This is a genomic window from Thermogemmata fonticola, assembly GCF_013694095.1.
In the GTDB taxonomy this organism is placed as follows: Bacteria; Planctomycetota; Planctomycetia; order Gemmatales; family Gemmataceae; genus Thermogemmata; species Thermogemmata fonticola.
This window is the reverse complement of the sequence record NZ_JACEFB010000020.1, coordinates 1-21,775: the sequence shown is the minus strand read 5'-3', so window position 1 is coordinate 21,775 and position 21,775 is coordinate 1. Positions and strand designations below refer to the sequence as shown.

Sequence of the window (21,775 nt, the reverse complement as noted above, 5' to 3'; positions counted from 1 at the left end):
AGTTTAGTATAACAGGAGAGGCGGGGAGGCTCAACAGGAAAAGCCAAAATAGGCAGGGGAACGGCCCAGAGCACCGTGCCGGTCCAGGTCAGGGCTTGGCGCGGGATCGGGAAGTGAGGCGGGAAGCTGCCGGGGCGGAGGGAGGGTATGTCGGCCAAGGGGGCAGAGGGGGGAAGCGGCGGGATCGGCACGGTGCTGCGGCGCAGCTTGCTGGCGGCTTTGGTCCTGGCAGCCGTGCTGCTCCTGGCGCAGCAGGCACCCGCGGAAGCGGGCCAGTGGTACAGCCTGGCCCCGCCTCTGACCGCCGTCTGCCTGGCCTTTGCCACCCGCCGCCTCTTGCTGGCCCTGACCCTCGCGGTGCTTCTGGGCGGCCTGCTAGTCGTGCTTCCCCAGCAGGGGGCAGATCAGCCGGAAGCCTGGCAGGAAGGGGTCGCCACAGCGGCGGGCTTTGTCCTGGCCGCGGCGCAAGACCCGGATCACGCCGTCATCCTCGGCTCCGTGGGCCTCATGCTGGGGATGATTGTCCTGGCGATCGCCACGGGGGGATTTGCTGCTTTGGCCAGCCGCCTCGCCCGCTTGGCCCGCAGCCGTCGATCGACCAACGGCTGTACCGTCCTCATGGGCCTGGTCTTGTTCTTCGACGATTATGCCAACTCGGTGCTGATCGGTTCCACCATGCGTCCTCTGGCGGACCAGCAGCGGATCTCGCGGGCCAAGCTGGCCTTTCTGATCGACGCCACCGCTGCTCCCGTCGCGGGGGTCGCTTTGGTAAGCACCTGGATCGGCTACGAAGTCGGCCTGTTCCGAGACGTGAGCCAGCAGTGGCACTTGGGCCGCGATGGCTTTGCCATGTTCCTGGATGCTCTGGGCTTCCGCTTTTATTGCTGGCTGATGATAGCGTTCCTCCTGATCAACGTGCTGCTGGACCGGGATTTCGGCCCGATGGCGCGGGTGGAGCGTGCGGCTGTCGCCGGGCGTGATCCGAGCCGCTTGCCCCACGAACCCACCGCTCCCGTTACCCCGCGGCGCAATCCCTGGGCCGCCCTTTTGCCGTTGAGCGTCTTCGTGGGCGGCATTCTCGTGGGTCTGTGGCTGGATGGCGGCGGTCTCGCCCGCTTGCAGGAGGAAGGCCGCCAGCTCTGGCAGATCAGCTACTGGCGGGACGTGCTCGGCGGCGTGACCCGCTCGGTTCAGGTCATCGCCCTCGCCGCGTCCGCCGCTTTGTTCACCGGCATCGTGTCCGCCTGGCTGCTCGGCGGCCTCCGCTGGGGAACCATCCTCCGCTGCTTGCTCCAGGGTCTGCGCCTGGCTCTCTACCCAGGGGCGATCCTGCTCATGGCCTGGTCGCTGCAACAGAGCTGTGCTGCCTTACGCACCGGCGAGTTTCTGGCGACGACCCTGCAAGGAAACATCGCCCCCTTCCTTTTCCCTGCGCTGCTGTTTCTGCTGGCCGCCGCTGTCGCCTTCGCCACGGGAACCAGTTGGGGCACGATGGCCATTCTGATCCCCACGGCCATCCCCGTCGCCTTCCAGCTTGACCAGCAGACCTATGGCCTGATCACGATCATGTCCCTGGGCGCGGTGCTGGATGGGGCCATCTTCGGCGATCACTGCTCCCCAATTTCGGATACGACGATCCTGAGCGCCACCTCCAGCGGCTGCCCGCTGATGATCCATACCTACACGCAGCTTCCCTATGGCTTGGTGGTGGCGGCGGCGGCGGTGGCCTTCGGCTACCTGCCCGCGGCGCTTTGGCAATGCCCCTGGGCGGCCTCCCTGCTAGCCGGTGCCATTCTCTTCGCGGTGATGCATCGCTATTGGGGTGTCACAGCCTCGGCGTCTTTCCCCGCCGCGGATCGTTCCGCCGGTCCCGACGCTTCCTCTGCTGACGATCCCGCCGATCCCTCGCTTGCTGATCCAGCGTCGGCCCCTTCTTCCGCTGCGGAATCGCCGCCTGCTGGAGCCACGACATCGCCGGCTGCTGAACCTTCCGCCTCCCCCTCTTCTTCCGCTGCCGACACCTCCCCCTGCGATCCCTCCAACAAAACAGTCTCGGAGACCGAGCCGCCGCCGGCTTCCCAGCACTGACGGTGCTCGGCCGCTTCCGGCAGACCCAGACACGCCATTGGGGGGAGGCACATTGGTACGGCGGCTTCTTCCGCCTCAGCGGCCTTTTTGAGCGGCCTTTCTCAGGTGTGCACCGGCTTCCTGCACCGGCTTCCAGAAGGGTCCCGTTTTCAGAGGACGCCCGGCTCTTTCGGGTCCACCAGAAGTACTCCCGCAAAGGATTTGAGCACGTCAATGACGCCCAGGTAAGTGTGGAAATGCTCCATCCTGGGATCGACATCTTCGCTGAAGATTTGCAGACGGCGGAGGGAAGCGAGGTAGCGCTCCGCTTCGTCCGGTTCCACGCCCGCCAGGCGGTCCACTAGCCCTTCGATCTCTTCACGCAGGTGTTCTCCCTGTTCCTCTTCGATGTGGATGGACCAATCCTGCTGTCGGACGGTGATCCGCGGTCCTTCCAGGATAACCTGGTGGTCCGGCAGGTGGGCTTGCAGGCGGCGGACAGCTTCGGCGAGCGAAAAATCGCTCTGCGGTGTGAGAAGGCCAATGGCGTGATACATCGGAAAGGCTCCCAGAAGGACCGAAGAAGTCAGTAGAAAGGACGGCCCCTGCATTATAACGCCGATCCCGCCGCTTGGGTTCCAGGGGAAAAGCACTCCCGGCTCTGGGGAAACAGGGGGGAATGGAGCGTCGGCGGGCCAGGTTCCAGGGCCGGCGAGGGCAGCTCAGACTTCAGGAATATCGAGGGAATCGAGGGGATCCGAGGGAGGGTTCGCGGAGGGGGGGGAAGAGCCGGAGGGCGAAGCGGGGGGAGCGGCGGGGGAGGAAGCGGAGGAGGCAGCCGAGGGAAAGGCAGAGCGGGAGGGCGGCACCGCGGGCAACTGGCGGACGGCCTCCCAGTCCAGACGCTGAAAGATGTCCTCCATCGCTCGCAGAATGCCCCGCAGGGAAAGGGCGGCCATAGCGTAGTTGGTATGCGGCGAGAAGCGGGCGTAATGCTCGCTGTAGTATTGGGTGATGCGGCGGAGCTTGGCGAGCTTGCCCTGGAGGCGGCGCAAGTAGGCGGCCAGGTCGCCGCGCTGACGGGCTGGTTCCACCGCACGGATGGTGTCGAAGAGGGTCCGCGGCACGGCCAGCATGTCGGGGCAGCCCTGAATCTCCTCGGCGTGCTTGAGGAAGGTGCGGACCATCCAGGCGTGGGCAAGCACTTCTTCCAGGCGTTCCACCGCTTCCTGCGGGCTGAGGGGTTGCACCTCGTCTGACGGCATGGGGCAGTCCTCCCATGTCAGGCGGTTGTCCAGCTCTGCCAAGCCGGAGCGCTGGAAACGCTAGACCCAGCGGGACGGCTCCCGAACTTTCCCGCTTCAGGAACCACCGGGCATCGCGGCGGTTGGGGCGGACGGCTGGGGCTGCGGGCGGTTGTCTTCCGCTTTCCCACCCGCTGAGGCCGGCTCGCTCGGCGAAGCAGCCGCGCTGGAGGTTCGGGCCGTGGCGGCAGCCGGAGCAGGCTTCCCCTTACGGGCTTCCAGGTCTTCCTTGGACAAGAGGACGAGGAAGGTCCCGACGGCGGCGAGCACGATCCCGGCGGGGAGCTTCCACCCTGGTGTTTCCCAGGCGAAGTGCCAGGGGTTGCCCGGCTGCGGATGCCAGACCAGACTTAGCAAGGTATTGATGAGCGGAGCCAAGGCGAAGATGAGAGGCGCGATGTAAATGCGGTAAGAAGCCGGTTCCAGGCCGGCCAAGCGGGCCTGATCCACCGCGGCTTTGCTGGCAAAGATGACGCAGATGGCGCCGACGGCCCCCGCCGCCCCGGCCAGGGCGCTGAACACCAGGCCGGTCAGCCGCCATTCCGGCTTGGCATCGTCCCGCGTAAGCATCAGGGCTACAGGGATGACCACCGCTAGGACAAAATAAGCCACGCCGACGCAGAGGATGGAAGCGAGCCGCCCGCCGATCGTACCGGGGCGCGTGGTCAGCTCCGTACCGCCGTAGAAAATCAACGGCACATAGGTCCCCCAGGCCAGTCCGGCTAATAGCACATATCCCCACCACGGAATACCGCTCATGCGCCTGATCCTTGTTGTCTAGAGGGTCCAGGAGGCTGTCTCCAGGTCCAAACAGGGACGGCCCTTACCCTTCGGGAAATGGCGGGAAGCGGGGGGTATCGAGGGACGCCTCGCGGCGGGCGGCGGCGGGTCCCTTAGCCTGGCCGCTCGCTCCGAAAGCACTTCCCGGAGGGATTCTCTGGCGGATTGTTTTAGCGGCTGGCGTCCAACACGTCCCGGACTTTGCGGGCCAGTCCGGCGGGGGTGAAAGGCTTTTGCAAGAAGGCGACTTCCGCATGGACCAGGCCGTGGCGCAGCACCGCATCGTCGGTGTAGCCGCTCATGAAGAGGACTTTCAGATGGGGCTGGCGCTGGCGGACCTGCTCCACCAATTCCCGGCCGCTCATGCCCGGCATGACCACGTCGGTCAGCAGCAGGTCGATGCGGCCCGCGTGCTCCTCGACCAGACGCAGGGCTTCAGCCGCGTCGGCGGCCCACAGCACCCGGTAGCCGTACATCTCCAGCGAGGTCTGGGCCAAACCGCGGACCGCCTCGTCATCTTCCACAAGCAAGATGGTTTCGTGCCCGCGTGGCGTCTCTTCCACCAGGGACAACTCCCGCCAACCCGGCTCCTGCACCGCTGGCAGATACACCTTGAAGGTCGTTCCATGCCCCACTTCGCTGTACACCTCGATGTGCCCGCCGTGTTGCCGAACGATGCCGTAAACCACAGCCAGCCCCAGGCCGGTGCCTTTGCCCAACTCCTTGGTGGTGAAGAAGGGTTCGAAGATGCGCTCCTGGACTTCGGGGGTCATGCCGATGCCGGTGTCGCTGACCGCGAGGCAGACGTGGCGCCCCGCCTGAGCCTGGGGATGGAGGCGGCAGTAGTGCTCGTCCAGCTCGATGGTGCTGCATTCCAGGGTCAGGCGTCCCCCTTGCGGCATGGCATCGCGGGCATTGACCGCCAAGTTGAGGATGATCTGGCTCATCTGGCCGGGATCGATCCGCACGGGGGGAAGGCGGCCCGCCGAAGCGGTCGCCAGCACAATGTCCTCGCCGATGAGCCGCCGCAGCATCTTCTCCATGTCGTGAATCAACTGGTCGAGATAAATCAGCTTCGGCTCGACGATCGTCTGGCGACTGAAGGCCAACAGTTGCTGCGTGAGACTGGAAGCCCGCTCCCCGGCCTCGAAGATAGTCTGGACCAACTCCCGCCCCCCTTCCGCTGGGGGCAGCCGCTGGAGCAACATCTGGCTGTATCCCAGAATCACCGTAAGCAGGTTGTTGAAGTCATGGGCAATGCCGCCGGCCAGCCGCCCGATGGCTTCCATCTTCTGGGCCTGGAGCAGTTGCGCCTCCAAGCGCTTGCGCTCCGTGATGTCCACGAGAATGCCGCGCAACGCCACCGTCCGGCCTGCCGCGTCCTTCTCCACCGTGACGTAATCCCGCACCCAGACGATCCGCCCATCCGCCGCCACCATACGATATTCGAAGGTGTGGTCCTCGCCGCGGGCCGTCGCCGACTGGCAGAACTGCACCGCCTGATCCCGATCCTCCGGATGGAGGTGATTGGCCCAAAAATTCTCCTCTTCCAGCCACCGCTGCACGGGGTAACCCAGAAGCTTTTCAGCCCGTTCGCTGACGAAGGTGAAGCGGAAGGTGTGCGGATCCGCCTCCCAGACCACACCGTCGATCGAACGAATCAGAGACCGGAGGAATTCCTCCCGCTCCCGCAGGGCCTGTTCCGCTTGGTACTGTTCGGTGGTGTCTAAGGCGGTGCCGAGAACCGCGGGCCGGCCCTGGAAGAAGATACGCCGCCCCATGACTTCGACGATACCGATCTTGCCATCCCGGCGGGCCACCCGGAACCGGTAGCGCAGGCTCACCGTCTCCCCGCTGAGGCGCCGGCGCAGGTTTTCCGCCACCATGGCCCGATCTTCCGGAGCTACCACATCAAGAGCGGACGGCAAGGCCAGCGTCTCCTCCCGCGTGCTGCCGTACATCTGGGCGATGGCGTTGTTGATGTAAACAAACCGGCCATCCTGAATCAGGTAGACCCCGGCCAGGGATTCCTCGGCCAGCAGGCGGAATTTCTCCTCGCTTTCCTCCAGGGCTTGCCGGTCGCGGAAGCCGGTGATCGCCAGGCTGGCAATGTCCGCCCAGCGCTCCAAGTCGGCAATCTCTGGCTCCTGGGGCGAACGCGGGGTCCGGTAATAGACGGCGAAGGTTCCTAAGACTTCACCCTGCCGCCCTCGGATCGGAATGGACCAGCAGGCCCGCAGGCCGAATGGTAAGGCCAGGTCTCGCCCGATATCCCAGAGGGGATCGGTGGCAATATCGCTCACAATGACCAACTCGTTGCGGAAAGCCGCCGTACCGCAGGACCCCACCGTCGGGCCGATCTGCACGCCATCGACGGCGAGGTTGTATTCCGCTGGCAAATCCGGGGCAGCTCCGTGGCGCAGGCGGTTCCCTTCCAGAAGCAGCACGGAAGCCAGCGCTTCGGGATAAAGGCCCTGGTATTCACGACAGAGGGACTCCAGCCAGAGATGGAGGGGTCGGCCGCGGGACAACTCTTCGAGCAGCCGGCGTTCCGCCTCGCGCCGCCGCTCGTGGAACCGTTCCGCCGACTGATCGCGAAAGACGAGCACTACCCCAGCCAATCGTCCTTGGTCATCCCGGATCGGTGCGCCGGAGTCGGCAATCGGAATGGGGCGGCCATCGCGGCGGAGGAGCACGGTATGATTGGCCAACCCCACAACCACCCCTTCGCGCAACACCCGGCGGACCGGCGATTCCACGGGCTGCCGCGTCTCCTCGTTGACGATGCGGAAAATCTCCTCCAGCGGTCGGCCTTGCGCTTCGGCAGCGGTCCAGCCGGTCAATTCTTCCGCCACGCTATTGAGCAACTCGACCCGTCCTTGGGCATCCGTGGCAATGACGGCATCCCCGATGCTTTGCAAAGTGGTTCGGTAACGGGCCTCGCTCCGCTTCAGGGCTTCCTGTGCTGCCTTGCGTTCGCTCAGATCACGGATGGCCACTCCGTAACGCCGCTGCCCTTGCACTTCCAGGGGGGTGATGTTGACCAAACCCCAGAACCGGCTCCCATCCCGGCGCAGGCATTCCATCTCCCCTTCCGCCGCCCCTGCCGACTCCGCCTGAGCCAACAGCGCCGCCAAGAGCGTCTGAGAAGATTCCGGACATAACCGGGCCAGGCCCTGGCGATCCACCTCCGCCGCCGTGTAGCCGAAAAGGGCGACTGCGCCGAGGTTCCACCAGCGGATCGATCCGTCCGCCTCAGTCAAAATCAGGGCACGGTCCCGCACCGATTCAATCCAACGTCGCGCCCAGGTGCCGTCATCGGAGGGGTCCCATGCTTCATCGGACGGGTGGTGTGTGGTGTTGGACATGGGCAGTCGATGGAATGTCCTGATAGGCCCATCCCCGCACTCGGCAGGGGATTCCAGAGCAAGTTCCCGCAGCCCTTGCAGAAACTGTACCGCAGCTCCGGCTCCGATGCAACCGCTTGCCCAAACCCTCTGAGTATTTTTCCGAAGATTCCGCCGATATTTTGCTCCCATCGCTGGCAGCACGGCTCGAATTTGACAGAATGGTGACACAACCTCTTGCCGCAGGCCAACGGCGGTCCACCCCTGCCGCAGGAGAATGGCGACAGAACCCTGTCGCTGGAGAGCGCCGGAACATTCCGCTCTGTGATGCGAAGGGCCGTTATGTGACGGTAGGTACTATGTGATCACCCTTCGGCGCTGCCTCTGGCTCGGATCGAAACCCTGAGCCGCTTGAGACTGAGAAAGCCCTAGCCGCTTGAGAGGGGATAGGACGGCAGGGGAGGTGGTGAACAAAAGTCAGATAGGGTGGCCGAAAAAACGAGGGGCGGGGCAGATTTTTCCGTTGACAAAAGGGGAGGCATCGCGGATGTTATATAGCAGAATGCTGTCTGGTTGCGCGCGTCGGTGCTGCGCGGCGCAGGCAGTGTTTCCCGCCTGTGGTAGTTTCCCGCCTGAATCTCACCCTTATCTTGTTGCAAGGGGTGCCTGCCATGCTCGATCTCTTCACCGGTCGGACGTCGGATTGTTCTGGGGTGTCCCGGCGCACGTTTTTGCGTGTCGGAGGCTTGTCGGTTTTCGGCTTGGGTTTGCCGGAGTATTTGCGGCTGCGGGCGGCTGCGCCGCAGACCCCGGCGCGGGCGAAGCGCTGCATCCTGCTGTGGATGCAAGGCGGGCCAAGCCACATCGACACGTTCGATCCTAAGCCGGATGCCCCGGTGGAGATTCGCGGTGAGTTTGGGACCGTGCCGACGACCTTGCCGGGCGTGCGCTATGCGGAACCCCTGCCGATGCTGGCCCAACGTGCCCACAAGCTGGTGACCATCCGCGGGCATGATCCGCAAAATGGCTCCCACGGCGTCGCCGACCACCTCATGATGACCGGCCACAAGTTCAACCCTTCGCTTCCCTTCCCCTGCTACGGTTCGGTCGTGGCCAAGGAGCGGGGTTACGTCAACGGCATGCTGCCGTTCGTGCAGATCGGGCGCTATATCGACCGGCGGTTCAACGGCGGCATCGGCGGTTTTCTGGGCGACCAATACAACCCGTTTGAAGTGCCGGACGATCCCAACTCTCCGGCTTTCCGCGTGCGGGATCTCAGCCTATCCAGCGAAGCGGAGCGGCAGCGGCTCGACCGCCGCTATTCCATGCTGGCGGACCTGGAAAATTATCAGCGCCGGGTGGAGCGCAACGAGGCGGTACTTGCGCGCGATGAGTTTTACGCCAAGGCCCACGGCATCATCACCAGTCCGCTGGCCAAGCGGGCCTTCGACCTGACGCAGGAACCGGCCAAGGTGCGTGATCGCTATGGGCGGAACTATCTGGGCCAAGCCTGCCTGCTGGCCCGGCGCCTGATCGAAGCGGGCGTCCAGTTCGTCACGGTCACCGATGGCGGCTGGGATACCCACACGAACAACTTCCGCAGCCTCCGGGAACGCTTGCTCCCGCGCGTCGACCAGGGAATGTCTGCCCTGCTGGACGACCTGGAAGCCCGCGGCTTGCTGGACGAAACCCTGATCGTCTGGTTCGGCGACTTTGGCCGCACGCCCAAGGTCAATCCTTCGGCCGGGCGGGACCACTGGAGCACCGCCGGGGTGGCCTTGTTCGCTGGCGGCGGCTTGCGCGTCGGACAAGTCGTGGGAGCAACCAACGCTTTGGCGGAATATGTCATCGATAATCCGGTGACACCCCAAGACCTGGCCGCCACCATCTACACCGTGCTGGGCATCAACCTGCACACCTGGTACCGCACGCCAGATGGCCGGCCCATCGAACTCTGCCCCGAAGGCAAGCCGATCCGGCAAATCCTCTGATCCCGTTGCTGAAGGGATCGCACGGCCCGACAGATACTGCTCCGCGAGGTGATGACTCTGCTCGGCATCGCAGTGCGCCGGGAAAACCGGAGCGATCTTGTTTTTGGTCTGCCTTAGCGGGGCATTATCCGCCTCGCGCTGTCGGGACTTCAGCCCTCGCTTTTGGGACTTTGGCCCTCTGCGGGGGGAACCTCTGCCTTCGCTACCGAGAAACTCCCGTTTTCGCTTTCGGACTGAGGGCGTTTCTGACCTGCGGCTCTCTTCAGGCGGCGCGGCGGAGGGAAGGGGCATGCGCTGCCGCATAAGCGGCACACACCTCGATCACGCGCTGTTGCTGGGCGGGGGTGATTTCCGGGAACATGGGCAAGGCCAGGACGCTCGCGGCAGCCGCCTCGGCGCGGGGGAAGTCGCCCCGCTGGTAGCCGAGATGGCGGAAGCATTCCTGTTCGTGCAAGCCGAGGGGATAGTAGATTTCCACGCCGATCTGGTGGGATTTGAGGAATTGGACCAGGGCGTCCCGATGGGCTGCTGGTACGCGCACCACGTACTGATTGAAGGTGTGGTAGCGCTGGGGCAGAACCACGGGCGGTTGGAGCCATTGCTGCAATTGGGCCTGCTGGATCAAAGCGTCGTAGCGGGCGGCGGCCTGGCGGCGCTGCTCCAGCCACTGGGGGACATAGCGGAGCTTGACACGCAGAAGCGCGGCTTGCAAGGCGTCCAGCCGCATGTTGTACCCCACCTCCCGATGGTAGTAGCGCACCTCCGAGCCGTGGACCCGCAGGGCGCGCATCCGCCGGGCTAAACCGACGTCATCGGTCAGGACCATGCCCGCATCCCCGGCCGCCCCCAGGTTCTTGGTGGGATAAAAACTCAAGGCCGCCGCATGGCCGAAGCGCCCGCACTGTTCCCCGGCATAGCCGCTGCCGAAGGCCTGGGCCGCATCTTCCACGATGTAAAGCGTGTGTTCCTCCGCCACGGCCCGCAAGGCTGCCATGTCGCACGCCTGGCCGAATAGATGCACAGGAATGACCGCCCGGCTGCGCGGACTGAGCCGCTGCACCACCTCCGCGGGGTCAAGCAGGTACGTGGCCGGATCAATATCAGCGAAGACAGGCGTCGCTCCGACACGACAGACGGCTCCCGCCGTGGCGAAAAAGGTGAAGGCCGGCACGATCACTTCATCCCCCGGTCCAATCCCCAAGGCGTGCAGCGCGAGCACGAGGGCATCGGTGCCTGACGAGCAGGCCACGGCATGCCGCACGCCGCAGAACGCCGCCACTTCGGCTTCCAGGGCCGACACTTCGGGTCCCAAAATCACCTGGCCGCTGGCCAAAACCCGCCGCCAGGCCGCTTCGATCTCGCCGGCCAACGCCGCATTCTGACCCGCAATGTCACACAGCGGTACTGAGACCGCCTCGGCTGCTGTCTGAACCACGCCTGTTTCCTCCTCGGCCGCCTGTCTCCCACGCCGAGCCGTGCCTGAACCGGGCGGCTTCGGTGCAAGGGCGGATGGGGGTTGCCGATTCCTTCTCCTTCACCGTGTGGCCACTGCCTACCCGCCGCTGGCCGGTCGCGTCAAGGCGAGTCGGCGCCGCTCTCCCCTCCAACCCTGGCCCCCACTCCGCTTGGGCCAAGCGCTCTTTTCCCAGCACGCCCGGTTTGCTATGGCGCTGTCTTCCAGGAGTGCCGCCGCCCCTTGCTTCGCCTCCGCCAGGGAGAGGGTGAGAACCATGCTCGCGACAACTACGCCGACTGGCCTGCCGATCCGCCCAGCTTGGCCCAGGATGGCTCTGCTCAAACTGCCTCTGACCGGTGGGATCAGGATCCGTTCCTCCCGACTGTTTCTGGCCGTGATGGCCGCCCTGTGGCTGCTGGGGGGCAAGTCCGTCCGGGGATTCTCGGAGGAAATTTGTGGGGAAGCCGCAATGACCTTCACCGGCGAAGCGGAGCTGCCCTCTGCTTCCGCCGCGGCGGCGGGGGAGGAGGAGGGACTTCCCGTCGAAACTCTTCCCGCGGAAGGGAGTGACCCCCTACTGCCGGAGGGAATGCGGTTCGATCCTGCGGTCATACCGGCGCAGGGGTTATTGCCTGCCGGCGTGGTGCCCAGCTTGCCGCCTGCCGCGCATCCACCCCCCAGCCAGGCCGTGGTGGACCCGCCAGCCCCACTGGTGCGGATTCAGGTGCGTGTACCGGCGGCGTCTCCACCGGGGAAGGAGTTGGTTTACCACATTCACGTACGGAATACCTCCACGGCACCGGCTTACAATGTGGTGGTGCGCAACCCTGTGCCGGAGGCGGCGGAGTTTGTCGCAGCCGATCCCGCGCCGGAAAAGCCTGCCGGGGCAGGGTCCGCTCCGCCCGCCGCTCCACCGCTGTTGACGCCCACAGGTCAAAATCCCGCCGCGGCACCGCCCCCGCCCGCCCCTTCGCCCTCGGCTGCCGTCCTGGTCTGGAAGCTCGGCACACTCGCCGCCGGGGAGAGCCGGACCATCCGCCTGACCTTGCGGCCCAAGCCCGATGCCCAGGAAGTCCGCAACCTCGCCTATGTCAGCTATGAGCATGGCCAGGCGGTCACGACCCGCTTGCGCCCGCCTGCGCTTCAGCTCAGCAAAGCGGCGCCGCAACAAGCCGTGCGGGATGAACCCCTGCTCGTCCGCATCCGCCTCCGCAACACGGGCAGCGTGCCGGTAGAGAACATCCGCCTGGTGGAAAATGTCCCCGTCTCGGCGGAAGTGGAGCCGATCACCGCAGGAGGCAAGCGGGCCTCCACTCCGCCGTCCAGCCCGCCGGCCCAGCAGTGGGTCTGGGAAATCCCCCGCTTGCTGCCGGGACAGTACCAGATCATCGAGTACCGCCTCACTCCGCGTGAATCCCGCGATGTGCTCACGCTCACGCACGTGTCCGCCGCCGGAGGGATTCAGGAGAAAGCCGAGGCACACACCCGCGTCCTGGTTCCCGGCCTGAGCGTCCAGGTGTCAGGTCCGCCCGGCAACGCCCCCGTGCCTCCGGGTGCTCCAGCCAAAGTGGAAATCCTCGTGCGCAACACCGGCACCTTGCCGGCTCTGCAAGTCCGCGTCCGCGGCTCGATCCCCCCCGACTGCAAACCCACCCGCAAAACCGAAGGCGGACAATGGCTCTCCGACGCCCTCGTCTGGATCATTCCCCGCCTGGAACCGGGCGAAGCCCGCACCTTCCGCTACGAGCTGAAAGCCGCCACGACCGGACGCCGCCTCCTCACCGCCTCCGCCACCGATGCCCGCGGCCAGCAGGCCCGCCAGGAACTGGCCATCCTCTTCCAAGGCACGCCCGCCCTCAGTTGGGAAACCATCCCCCAGCCGCTCTCCCTCTCCGTCGGTCAGCCGGGAACCCTCACCATCCGCGTGCGCAATGGCGGGGGGGAAGCGGCACGCAACGTCCGCCTGGAAGTGGAACTCCCCGAGGCCGTCACCTTCCGCGACAGCCAGCCCTCCGTCTCTCCCGCCGCCGCCAAGCTCCTCTTTCCCCCTCAAACTATCCCCCCTTCTGGTGAGGCCGTCTTTACCATCACCTATCAAGCCCGCCAGCCGGCCCAGGCCTGGTTCCGCCTCCGCCTCAGCGCCGACCACCTGGGCGAACACCCCATGCTGACCGAAAAAATGGTGGAAATCCTCGGCGCCTCCACACCCTCCGCACCGCCGCCATCCCCCTGATTTTCCCCCTGCCTCCCCTTCCCACTCCCCCAACGGCAGGCACCCCGCGGCTTGGACCGCCTGGGCGCTTTTCGTCCTGCCTCACGCATTTCTCCCCAAACCGAAAAGTTATCACTCGCACGGGAATAATTGCCGCCTTTTCCGACAGATCCCTCCGCCCAACAACAAAACAAATGCTAAATTGTCGATACCAACAGCAGGCCTCAAAGCGGACTGGACCAGGATTCCGTAACCCGATTTCCTCACCCTTTTCTTCACGCCCATGCCCGTGCCCATGTATGAATCCCACCCTCTGTTTGCCTCTGCGGAACTGGCCCGTATCCTGTTCGAGGAAAGCGGGGACGCCCTCTTCTTGCTCGATCCGGAAACCGATCAGGTTCTCGAAGTCAATCCAGTGGCGTTGCGCTTGACCGGCTTTTCCCGCCAGGAGTTGCTCGGTATCAGCAGTGGGGCGCTCTTCCGTTACGAGGACAACCACAGTCACGGCCAGCATCGCTTGCGGGGAGCGTTCACCAAAACTGTCGTCTTTCACGGCCAGGATGGGTATTTGCTCCGCAGCAAGCAGCAGGGCTGGATTCCGGTGACCCTCACGGTGTCCCGCCTGCATCTGCCGCAGCGCACGCTCGGCTTGCTGGTGGCCCGGGATGACCGGGAGCGGCGCGAAAACCTCCAGCAACTCCGCCGCGTCGAAGCGGAGCTGCGCTCGGTCCTGGCGCATTCCCCGGCGGCCTTGTGGAGCGCGGAACGCATCACCACGAGCAGCGGCAAAAGCACCTGGCGCTTCCGCTATATCTCCCCCGCTTTAGGGCGGCTCATCGGCCGGCCCGTCGAAACCTTCCACCAACTGTTCCAATGGCTCGAAGCGGTTCATCCCGAAGATCGCGACCAGTGCGACAACTGGCTCAAACAACTCCTCTCCAGCAAGGCGCTTCACGGCGAGCATCAGTACCGCATCTGTACGCCACAAGGGGAGACGCGCTGGGTCCGCGACCGCCTAACCATCGTGCGGGAGGAAAGCGGGCGGGCCGTCCGCCTCGATGGCTGCCTGGTCGATGTCACGGAGCAGCAAGCCGCCGCGGCCGAATTGGTCCGCCAGAATACTCTGCTCCACAGCCTCTTCGCCTCCGTGCCGGACATGATCTGCTACAAGGACCGCGATCTCCGCTTCCTCGGCGGCAACGCCGTTTTCGCTCAATATGCCGGCCGATCCATCGAGCAGCTCATCGGCTTGCGTTGCGAGGACGTTTTCCCGGTACCGCTTGAAGTCATTCAACGACGGCGGCAGATCGAAAAGGAGGTCCTCAAGACCGGCGAGACCATCCGCAATCGCGAAGCCATCCCCCGCCCCCCAGGGGAACCGCCCCTGCTGCTCGACATCGTCGTGGCTCCGCTGCGGACGGCACCGGAGTCGCCCCCTTCCGGCGTGATCATCGTGGCCCGCGATGTCACCGAGCAGGCCCGCCTGGAAGAACAATTGCGGCAATCGCAAAAACTCGAAGCCCTCGGCCAACTCGCCGGCGGCATCGCCCATGACTTCAACAACCTCCTCACCGTCATCCTGGGCAATCTGGAACTGGCCCTGACTCAGGCGGAGGAATCGTCCCCCATCCGGGCCTGTCTGGAGTCCGCCGCTCATGCTGCACAACAGGCTGCCGAGCTGACCCGCCAGATGCTCGGCTTCGCCCGCCGCCAACCCCTGCAAAACGTTCCTATTGACCTCAACACGCTCATCCGGGAAGAAATCCGTCTATTGCGCCGCAGCATCGATCCCCGCATCACTATCCACTATCAGCCGGCTGAGGAGCCAGCTTCCATCCGGGGCGATCCCGTCCAGATGCAGCAGGTCCTGATGAACCTGTGCCTCAATGCCCGCGATGCCATGCCCGAAGGCGGCCTCCTGACCATCACCACCGCCATTCTCCCCCAAGCCGCTCCGCCCCCGTCCGCAGGGCCTACCTCCGGCGAACGTCATGCCTCGGACGAACCCAAGCCCTATGTCCGTCTCAGCGTCGCCGACACTGGTTGCGGCATGACCGAGGAAGTGAAAAACCGCATCTTCGACCCCTTCTTCACCACCAAGGGAATTGGCAAGGGCACCGGCTTAGGGCTAGCTGTGGTGTATGGCGTTGTACGCGCCCATGAAGGCTGGATCGCATGCGAGAGTGCGCCGGGCCAAGGCACACGCTTCGACATCTACCTGCCCTATGTGCCGGTGGACACTCCGAGCGGTCCGGTGCGCCAGGAGACGGCGGAATTGTCCACTCCAGCTTCCCCCCCGAATCCCAGCGAAACCATCCTCGTGGTCGATGACGAACCGTATGTCCGGGCGGTCGCTGTGGCTGCTTTGCAACAGGCCGGCTACTGCGTGCTGGCCGCCGAAGATGGTCTCCAGGCCGTCGAACTGTTCCAGCAAGCGGCCGACCGCATCGACCTGATTGTCCTCGATGCTAGCATGCCCCGCCTCTGCGGCCGGGAAGCCTACGAACAGATCCGCCAACTGCACCCGACCGTCCCCATCCTTTTCGCCAGCGGCCATTCCGGCACGGAGCTTCCCACCGACCAGCCTTACACTGGCTTCATCCATAAGCCCTACACGCCCCGTGCCCTCACCGCTGCCGTCCAGCAAATGCTCCGCTCCGGCGCGAATACTTGCTCCCTCTCCGCCGCCCCAGAGACCGCCACTGCAGAATCCGCCACCGCCGAAACCACCTCCTCGGCCCCCTTGGACGTGACTCCGCCGCCGCCCCACCGCCTCCGGCTGTCTGCCCACCCTTGAAACGGGCACGCCGCTCCGAGAAACGCAAATAGAGCCGGGAGACGCTCAAAATCTGGCTCGCCTTATCAGTTTGCCAATTCTTCCAGAAAAAGACTTTTCAGCCCCCGACAGAATGAAGTAGATAAAATTATGTTTAGAGAGAAAAAAGGGCAAAATTTTCTGGACAGACCTGGAACGGGATGTTACAAACTACTTGCCCCGTCCGGTGGCGTCATACGGCAGGTTGGGCGACTGCCTGTGGCGTCTCGGCGGGGTCTCTTCATTTTTACCTCCGAAGGTTCGCTTCCGAAGGAGAGGCAGGTTTTCCTCCACACGAGACGAGACGCACGGGGCAGGCTTTCCTCCAAGCGCGGGGCACAAAGCGCTTCCCAAAGGCAATCCAGGGTGTCTTCCAGGCAGAAGGGAGCCAGGCTAGGCCCGTTTTTCCAGCTTCAGAAAAAGGCGGAGTCAATAGCGGGCGACTTCGCGGGCAGCCGTGTGGCAGCCGAGGGCCTCGACCACCTGCCGGGCCGTCTCCATCATGAAGCGCAGCTCGCTGTTGATGGCGATGAATTGCCAGCCTTCATTGAGGCGCTGGCGCGCCTCGGCGATGCTGAAGGTATGTATCCCCGCCGGGATTCCCAAGCGCCGACAGCCCTGGAGAATGTCCGCAAGCGTCTGCTCCAGCACCTCCGTCGCCGGAGGACGGCCCTCACAGTCCCGCAAACTCGCCGATAGATCATTGGGTCCGACGAAGACAGCATCCACCCCCTCATGGCCGAAGACCGCGTCGAAGTTCCGCACCGCGTCGATGTGCTCACATTGGAGAATGCACAGGATTTCCTCATCGGCAGCGGCATAATACTCCGCCGGCGTGGCCTCGAAGTTGAGGGCATGGACGCTTCCGCCCACGCTCCGGTTGCCCCGCGGAGGATAACGGCAGGCCAGAGTTGCCTCGCGTGCCTGCTCCGCGGTGTTGACCATCGGCACCACCACGCCATAGGCCCCGTTATCCAGCATCCGCTTGATATGATCATGCCGCCCGGCCGGCACCCGCACCAGAGGCACGCATCCCGCATCGGCGATCGCCGCCAGCATGTGCGTCGTCGTTTCCATCCCGGCCAGGGTGTGTTCGACATCGATGGTCAGATAATCGAAGCCGATGCGGGCCAGGAAGCGCGCCGCGATGATGTTCCCCAGAGATAACCACGTACCGATGACTGGCTGGCCTGCCCGCAGCCGCTGCTTGACCCGGTTGCGCCTCATGATCGTAACTCCCCCAGCTCCGGCCCCACGGGAAGAAAAAACACATCTCCCCTGCGAAAAGCCGCGCCGTCCTCCGCTTGATGCGCTCAGGGGATGGCGAACGCTGCACCGGTGATGACCAGCCCTTCCACCGCGCTGCCGGTGATCGTCAACCCCGGAGGATAGAGATAGTAGGGTGTGGGGCTGCCGGGCAGGCATTTGCCCATGTTGGTGTCCCAGAAGCCGTAGGCGACGCCGGAAGCCAGGCTGTTCGGCCAAAGCAGAACATCCTTGTAGAAATACGCCGCGGACACCAGGGGCTGGAGAATGCCCAAGTCCCACCCGTAGCGTTCGGCATTTTTTTCCTCAAAATGCAAGCGGCGGTGCACGACATAACCGTTGACGTATTCCACCTGCCGGGGGGGATAATCGGCCGTCTTGGCCACATACGACAGACCGGCGCCCGCGGGCGAAGCTGGCGGAAACGTGATCCCTTTCGGATACTTGGCGAACGGGTCTCGGCCCGCCTTGCGCTCCTCTTCCCGCAAGCGCTCGATGATCCGCCGCTCCAAAGTCCCATCATTGGCCAAGGTGAACACATCTTCCGGGCGGGGACTGTACACCAGCTTGGCCCGATCGTCCCGCTCTTTTTCCTCAAAGGAACGCTTGTCTCCCAGAGGTGGTTCCGTCTTCTGAGCAGAAAACGGAGCGGCAGGAGGTTGCGCGGTCACCGGACTCGTCCAGGGGACTGCCGGCGTTGCTCCCAGAGGAGGCCGACTGCGCTCCGCCGGTGCATCCGGGGGAACGAAGGGTGCAGGGGCCGGTTGGGGAACGGAGGGAGAGGCGGTCGGCCGCTGCGGCCCGTCCGGAGTCGAACTCAGCCGGGGCATCGAAGAGTCGGCGGGTTTATGGTAATACATGATCGGAGGCGGGAACGGCGGGGGAGAAGGGGACGATGGAGGTGGTCCTTGGGCAAGCAGCGGACCGGCGGTCGCGGCGATCGCCAGCATTCCCCCGACCCAGGTCGGATCATGGACCGTCGTCCACCACCGTGTGAGCCACGCTGTAATTCGGCGCTTCCTGCGTAATGGTAATGTCATGCGGATGGCTCTCCTGCACCGCCGCTGCCGTCACCTGAATGAACCGCGTCTTGGTCCGCAGCTCTTCCAGATTCCGGCAGCCGCAATATCCCATCCCCGCTTTCAGCCCCCCGACCAATTGGTAAACAAAGGGAGCCAGATGGCCTTTGTAGGGGACTCGTCCTTCCACCCCTTCGGGAACCAGTTTGCCATTATCCGGCCGGGAGGAATCACTCCGGGCGTCCCCTTGTTGGTATCGGTCAGCGCTACCCGCCATCATTGCTCCAAGTGACCCCATCCCCCGATATTGTTTGAAAGATCGGCCGCGGTAGAGAATCAACTGTCCAGGGCTTTCCGCCAGGCCGGCAAACAGCCCGCCGATCATGGTGCAATACGCCCCCGCTGCCAAGGCTTTGGTGATGTCCCCGCTGTAACGGATGCCGCCGTCCGCGATCAAAGGCACCCCGCTGCCTTCCAACCCCTTGGCTGCATTCGCAATCGCCGAAATCTGCGGCACACCCACTCCCGTGACCACCCGCGTCGTGCAGATCGAACCAGGACCAATCCCGACTTTGACGCCATCCGCACCGGCTTCCACCAGCGCTCGCGCCCCTTCCGTCGTGGCCACATTCCCCGCGATGACGTCAATAGAAAACTGCCGCTTCAATTCCCGCACCGTCTCGATCACATTCTTGCTGTGGCCGTGGGCGGAATCCACCACCAGCACATCCACCCCGGCCTGAATCAGCGATTCCGCCCGCTCGAATTCGTACACCCCGATCGCCGCTCCCACCCGCAGCCGCCCCCGTGCATCCTTGCAAGCATTGGGAAACTTCTGCGTCTTGTCGATGTCCTTGATCGTGATCAGCCCCTTGAGCCGGTATTCCTTGTCCACCAAAAGCAGCTTCTCCACCTTGTTCCGCGTCAGGATCCGTTCCGCTTCCTCCAGGGTCGTGTTCTCAGGGGCGGTGACCAGATTGTCCTTGGTCATCACCTCGCTGATCCGCTGGCTGTTGTCATCCAGGAACTTCAAGTCCCGCCGCGTCAGGATCCCTTTGAGATAGCCGTTGACCGTGATCGGAACCCCGGAAATGTTGTGCTCCTCCATGATCCGCCGAGCTTGGCCCACCGTTTCATCCGGCGACAGCGTGATCGGATCGGTGATGATCCCATTCTCGCTCCGCTTGACCTTGTCCACTTCCCGTGTCTGCCGGGCGATGCTCATGTTCTTGTGGATGATGCCAATGCCTCCCTCCTGTGCCAAAGCAATTGCCAATTCGCTTTCCGTCACCGTGTCCATCGGACTCGACACGATCGGGATGTTCAGCCGCACATTCCGCGTCAGCCACGTGCGCACGTCCACATCCCGCGGCACCACATCGCTGTACGCCGGCTCTAGCAGCACGTCATCGAAAGTGATCCCTTGATAAACGATTCGCTCGTGCATCTCCGCGCCTCTCCGTTCCGGGGATCGATGTGTGGAGGACAATTATAGGGAAACACCCCCGCCCCGCTCCAGAGCAACGCCACCCCGCGGCCGCCGCTTGCATTTCCCTCAAACGACAACGCGGCCCTCACAAGGAGAAAGCCGCGCTGCCCTCAGACCTTCACCTCTCGACCCCACCGCTCCCCACCCGGAGCCACGGTAGAGTCCGTCAGACGCTATTGCGCCAACTCACCTGCAAATCCAATTTTGCCAAATCCTCCAATCCCGCCCCACACATTGAATCCGCCGCCAAAGTTGAACCCCCCGAAATTGAACCCGCCAAAGTTGAATCCGCCAAAGTTGAACCCCCCGAAATTGAACCCGCCAAAGCCCCCGAAGTTGAAGCCGCCAAAGTTGAATCCACCAAAGTTGAATCCACCAAAGTTAAACCCGCCAAAGTTGAATCCACCAAAGTTGAATCCACCAAAGTTAAACCCTCCGAAGTTGAAGCCACCCATGCCCATCATGCCACCCATGCCGCCCAAGTAGCCGCCGGGAATCGTAGGCAGGAATTGAATGCCGCTGTTCCCGCCGAAACCGCCACCGATCCCCATCATGCCACCAAATCCGCCACCGATCCCCATCATGCCACCAAATCCGCCACCGATCCCCATCATGCCACCAAATCCGCCACCGATCCCCATCATATTGAAGCCGCCGCCAAAGGCGTTGAAGCTGCCAAACCCGCCGAACGCATTGAAGCTGCCAAACCCGCCGCCAAAGGCGTTGAAATTACCCCCGAAAGCGTTGAATCCCCCGCGGTTCCCAAAGTTCTGGAACCCCTGAACGCCTCCCTGATTCCCTTGAATCCCGCGATTCCCCTGCACGCCCTGATTCCCCTGCACGCCCTGGTTCCCCTGCACCCCCAGGTTCCCCGCCGGCCGCCACTCCCCAGGCGGCACATACGGCAAAAACCCCGGACGGAACGGCGCCTTCCCCGGTTGGGCCTTCACCACCCCGGCCAGCGGCAACAATGCACACAGAGTCAATACGAAGGCGGACACCGCCAATACGCGATGCAGGGTACGAAACATGGCTCTTCCTCCACAAATGAAATGATGACCCCTCGCTTTCTAGTTATACCCTCCTGTTTCCGCGGTCCTTACCCTTCCCTGCCGCCTCTGCCCTGCGGACCCTGCCAGGTCCAGGGCGAAAAGGACCGCCATACCACACACCCCCATGAGGAACGTCCCGGATTCGCAAACTTGCGCCGCCTCACTCCTTTTTCCGGCTTCCTCAACTCTCGGAGACGCCGCTCCAGCTATCCTAGCACGCCGAAAGTCCCACCTGGAAGGCCTTTCGCCCCAAGACCCCGGCCACTCCCTCAATCCCCCAAACAACACTGCCAGCTCCGCCGTTGGCGCCGATTGTAACGGCAAGCCCAGCACAGCCCGTTTTCCCGAAATTTCCCGGACAAAACACCGGCCTGGCCCGCTCATCTCTGCACCTCCCCGGCAAAACTCCTGGACTTTGCCCTATCCAGCGGCCGCAATCCCCGATGACACGCCCTGGCCATCCCGCCTCGTCCCCCTCGGCGGACCCCGACTACGACATGCCAGGAGCAATGGTGACATAACAATGACAGTATATCTCCTCCCACCAGGATATGCTGAAGCATTTCTCCGATCTTTTTCCAAAAAACTCAAGACAACCTGATTTATCTGAGTATACGTTGATCGATCAGGAACCAGAGATTTAATGATAACTGATTCATACGAAAGACCGATCATGCAATCTGCACGATGATGAAGGAAGCGCCACACACCGAGTTCCGCCTCCCCCTCCGTCCATGAACCGGCCTCCACCCCTTCCTCAGCACCCCTCCCCGCCGTTCCCCCGTGATCCACCGCACTCTGACCCGCACTGCCGTCATCAGCCTGCCCTTGAATCCCCGTTGCTTCTCCCGCTTCATTCCCGGTTGCTGACTGGGTAGCGTCATTGTTTTTTGGCGCCCCCTCGGCTGAGGGAACTTTGCCGGAGATGCCGCCACCGTCACCACCGCCATCGCCGTCACCGTCACCATCGCCACCGT

Annotated in this window: 14 protein-coding genes; 4 read left to right on the top strand and 10 right to left on the bottom strand. The window is 63.9% G+C overall.

Annotation, left to right across the window (positions count from 1 at the left end; all coding sequences use genetic code 11):
* Window positions 1–147: 147 nt before the first annotated feature.
* Window positions 148–2,088, top strand: a complete 1,941-nt coding sequence (locus H0921_RS16830; protein WP_194539693.1) for a Na+/H+ antiporter NhaC family protein — start codon at window positions 148–150, stop codon at window positions 2,086–2,088.
* Window positions 2,089–2,237: 149 nt separating this feature from the next.
* On the opposite strand, the gene H0921_RS16825 is transcribed toward H0921_RS16830, so the two are convergent.
* The 4 genes from H0921_RS16825 to H0921_RS16810 all read right to left on the bottom strand — a co-directional run bounded on the left by H0921_RS16825 (window position 2,238) and on the right by H0921_RS16810 (window position 7,519).
* Window positions 2,238–2,624: a hypothetical protein gene (locus tag H0921_RS16825; RefSeq protein WP_194539692.1), complete on the bottom strand. Its 387-nt coding sequence runs from the start codon at window positions 2,622–2,624 to the stop codon at window positions 2,238–2,240.
* A 165-nt stretch (window positions 2,625–2,789) separates the two neighbouring features.
* Entirely contained in the window at window positions 2,790–3,332 is a 543-nt protein-coding gene (locus H0921_RS16820) for a hypothetical protein (protein WP_228500031.1), read from the bottom strand.
* 96 nt (window positions 3,333–3,428) lie between these two features.
* Complete coding sequence (locus H0921_RS16815; RefSeq protein WP_228500028.1) at window positions 3,429–4,130, bottom strand: hypothetical protein; 702 nt, start codon at window positions 4,128–4,130, stop codon at window positions 3,429–3,431.
* 191 nt (window positions 4,131–4,321) lie between these two features.
* Window positions 4,322–7,519: a PAS domain S-box protein gene (locus H0921_RS16810; protein ID WP_194539691.1), complete on the bottom strand. Its 3,198-nt coding sequence runs from the start codon at window positions 7,517–7,519 to the stop codon at window positions 4,322–4,324.
* Between the two features lie 650 nt (window positions 7,520–8,169).
* On the opposite strand from H0921_RS16810, the gene H0921_RS16805 reads away from it, so the two are divergent.
* A complete protein-coding gene (locus tag H0921_RS16805) occupies window positions 8,170–9,489 on the top strand; it encodes a DUF1501 domain-containing protein (protein ID WP_194539690.1) in 1,320 nt (439 codons plus the stop codon).
* Between the two features lie 262 nt (window positions 9,490–9,751).
* Here H0921_RS16805 and H0921_RS16800 read toward each other — a convergent pair whose 3' ends face one another.
* A complete protein-coding gene (locus H0921_RS16800) occupies window positions 9,752–10,924 on the bottom strand; it encodes a DegT/DnrJ/EryC1/StrS family aminotransferase (RefSeq protein WP_194539689.1) in 1,173 nt (390 codons plus the stop codon).
* Window positions 10,925–11,219: 295 nt separating this feature from the next.
* On the opposite strand from H0921_RS16800, the gene H0921_RS16795 reads away from it, so the two are divergent.
* Together H0921_RS16795 and H0921_RS16790 are read left to right on the top strand one after the other, a co-directional pair.
* Window positions 11,220–13,178 carry a DUF11 domain-containing protein gene (locus H0921_RS16795; protein ID WP_194539688.1) on the top strand — a complete coding sequence of 653 codons (1,959 nt, stop codon included), beginning with the start codon at window positions 11,220–11,222 and terminating at the stop codon, window positions 13,176–13,178.
* A gap of 274 nt (window positions 13,179–13,452) precedes the next feature.
* On the top strand, window positions 13,453–15,954 hold the full coding sequence (locus H0921_RS16790; protein ID WP_194539687.1) for a hybrid sensor histidine kinase/response regulator: 2,502 nt from the start codon (window positions 13,453–13,455) through the stop codon (window positions 15,952–15,954).
* 447 nt (window positions 15,955–16,401) lie between these two features.
* On the opposite strand, the gene H0921_RS16785 is transcribed toward H0921_RS16790, so the two are convergent.
* The 5 genes from H0921_RS16785 to H0921_RS18050 all read right to left on the bottom strand — a co-directional run.
* On the bottom strand, window positions 16,402–17,199 hold the full coding sequence (locus tag H0921_RS16785; RefSeq protein ID WP_194539686.1) for an HpcH/HpaI aldolase family protein: 798 nt from the start codon (window positions 17,197–17,199) through the stop codon (window positions 16,402–16,404).
* Window positions 17,200–17,285: 86 nt separating this feature from the next.
* Window positions 17,286–18,278, bottom strand: a complete 993-nt coding sequence (locus H0921_RS16780) for a hypothetical protein (protein WP_194539685.1) — start codon at window positions 18,276–18,278, stop codon at window positions 17,286–17,288.
* The gene (guaB, locus tag H0921_RS16775) at window positions 18,208–19,704 is read right to left on the bottom strand and encodes an IMP dehydrogenase (RefSeq protein WP_194539684.1); all 1,497 of its coding nucleotides are present in this window, start codon (window positions 19,702–19,704) and stop codon (window positions 18,208–18,210) included. The genes H0921_RS16780 and guaB overlap by 71 nt, the downstream gene beginning before the upstream one ends.
* Window positions 19,705–19,919: 215 nt before the next feature.
* Window positions 19,920–20,753, bottom strand: coding sequence for a hypothetical protein (locus H0921_RS16770; protein ID WP_228500026.1), 834 nt, complete (start codon window positions 20,751–20,753; stop codon window positions 19,920–19,922).
* A 716-nt stretch (window positions 20,754–21,469) separates the two neighbouring features.
* A partial coding sequence (locus tag H0921_RS18050; protein WP_228500023.1) for a hypothetical protein occupies window positions 21,470–21,775 on the bottom strand: 306 nt, incomplete at its 5' end.

Coding starts and splice junctions, on each gene's coding strand:
- H0921_RS16830 (WP_194539693.1), top strand. CDS start 148: ATGTCGGCCAAGGGGGCAGAGGGGGGAAGCGGCGGGATCGGCACGGTG.
- H0921_RS16825 (WP_194539692.1), bottom strand. CDS start 2,624: ATGTATCACGCCATTGGCCTTCTCACACCGCAGAGCGATTTTTCGCTC.
- H0921_RS16820 (WP_228500031.1), bottom strand. CDS start 3,332: ATGCCGTCAGACGAGGTGCAACCCCTCAGCCCGCAGGAAGCGGTGGAA.
- H0921_RS16815 (WP_228500028.1), bottom strand. CDS start 4,130: ATGAGCGGTATTCCGTGGTGGGGATATGTGCTATTAGCCGGACTGGCC.
- H0921_RS16810 (WP_194539691.1), bottom strand. CDS start 7,519: ATGTCCAACACCACACACCACCCGTCCGATGAAGCATGGGACCCCTCC.
- H0921_RS16805 (WP_194539690.1), top strand. CDS start 8,170: ATGCTCGATCTCTTCACCGGTCGGACGTCGGATTGTTCTGGGGTGTCC.
- H0921_RS16795 (WP_194539688.1), top strand. CDS start 11,220: ATGCTCGCGACAACTACGCCGACTGGCCTGCCGATCCGCCCAGCTTGG.
- H0921_RS16790 (WP_194539687.1), top strand. CDS start 13,453: ATGTATGAATCCCACCCTCTGTTTGCCTCTGCGGAACTGGCCCGTATC.
- H0921_RS16785 (WP_194539686.1), bottom strand. CDS start 17,199: ATGAGGCGCAACCGGGTCAAGCAGCGGCTGCGGGCAGGCCAGCCAGTC.
- H0921_RS16780 (WP_194539685.1), bottom strand. CDS start 18,278: ATGACATTACCATTACGCAGGAAGCGCCGAATTACAGCGTGGCTCACA.
- guaB (WP_194539684.1), bottom strand. CDS start 19,704: ATGCACGAGCGAATCGTTTATCAAGGGATCACTTTCGATGACGTGCTG.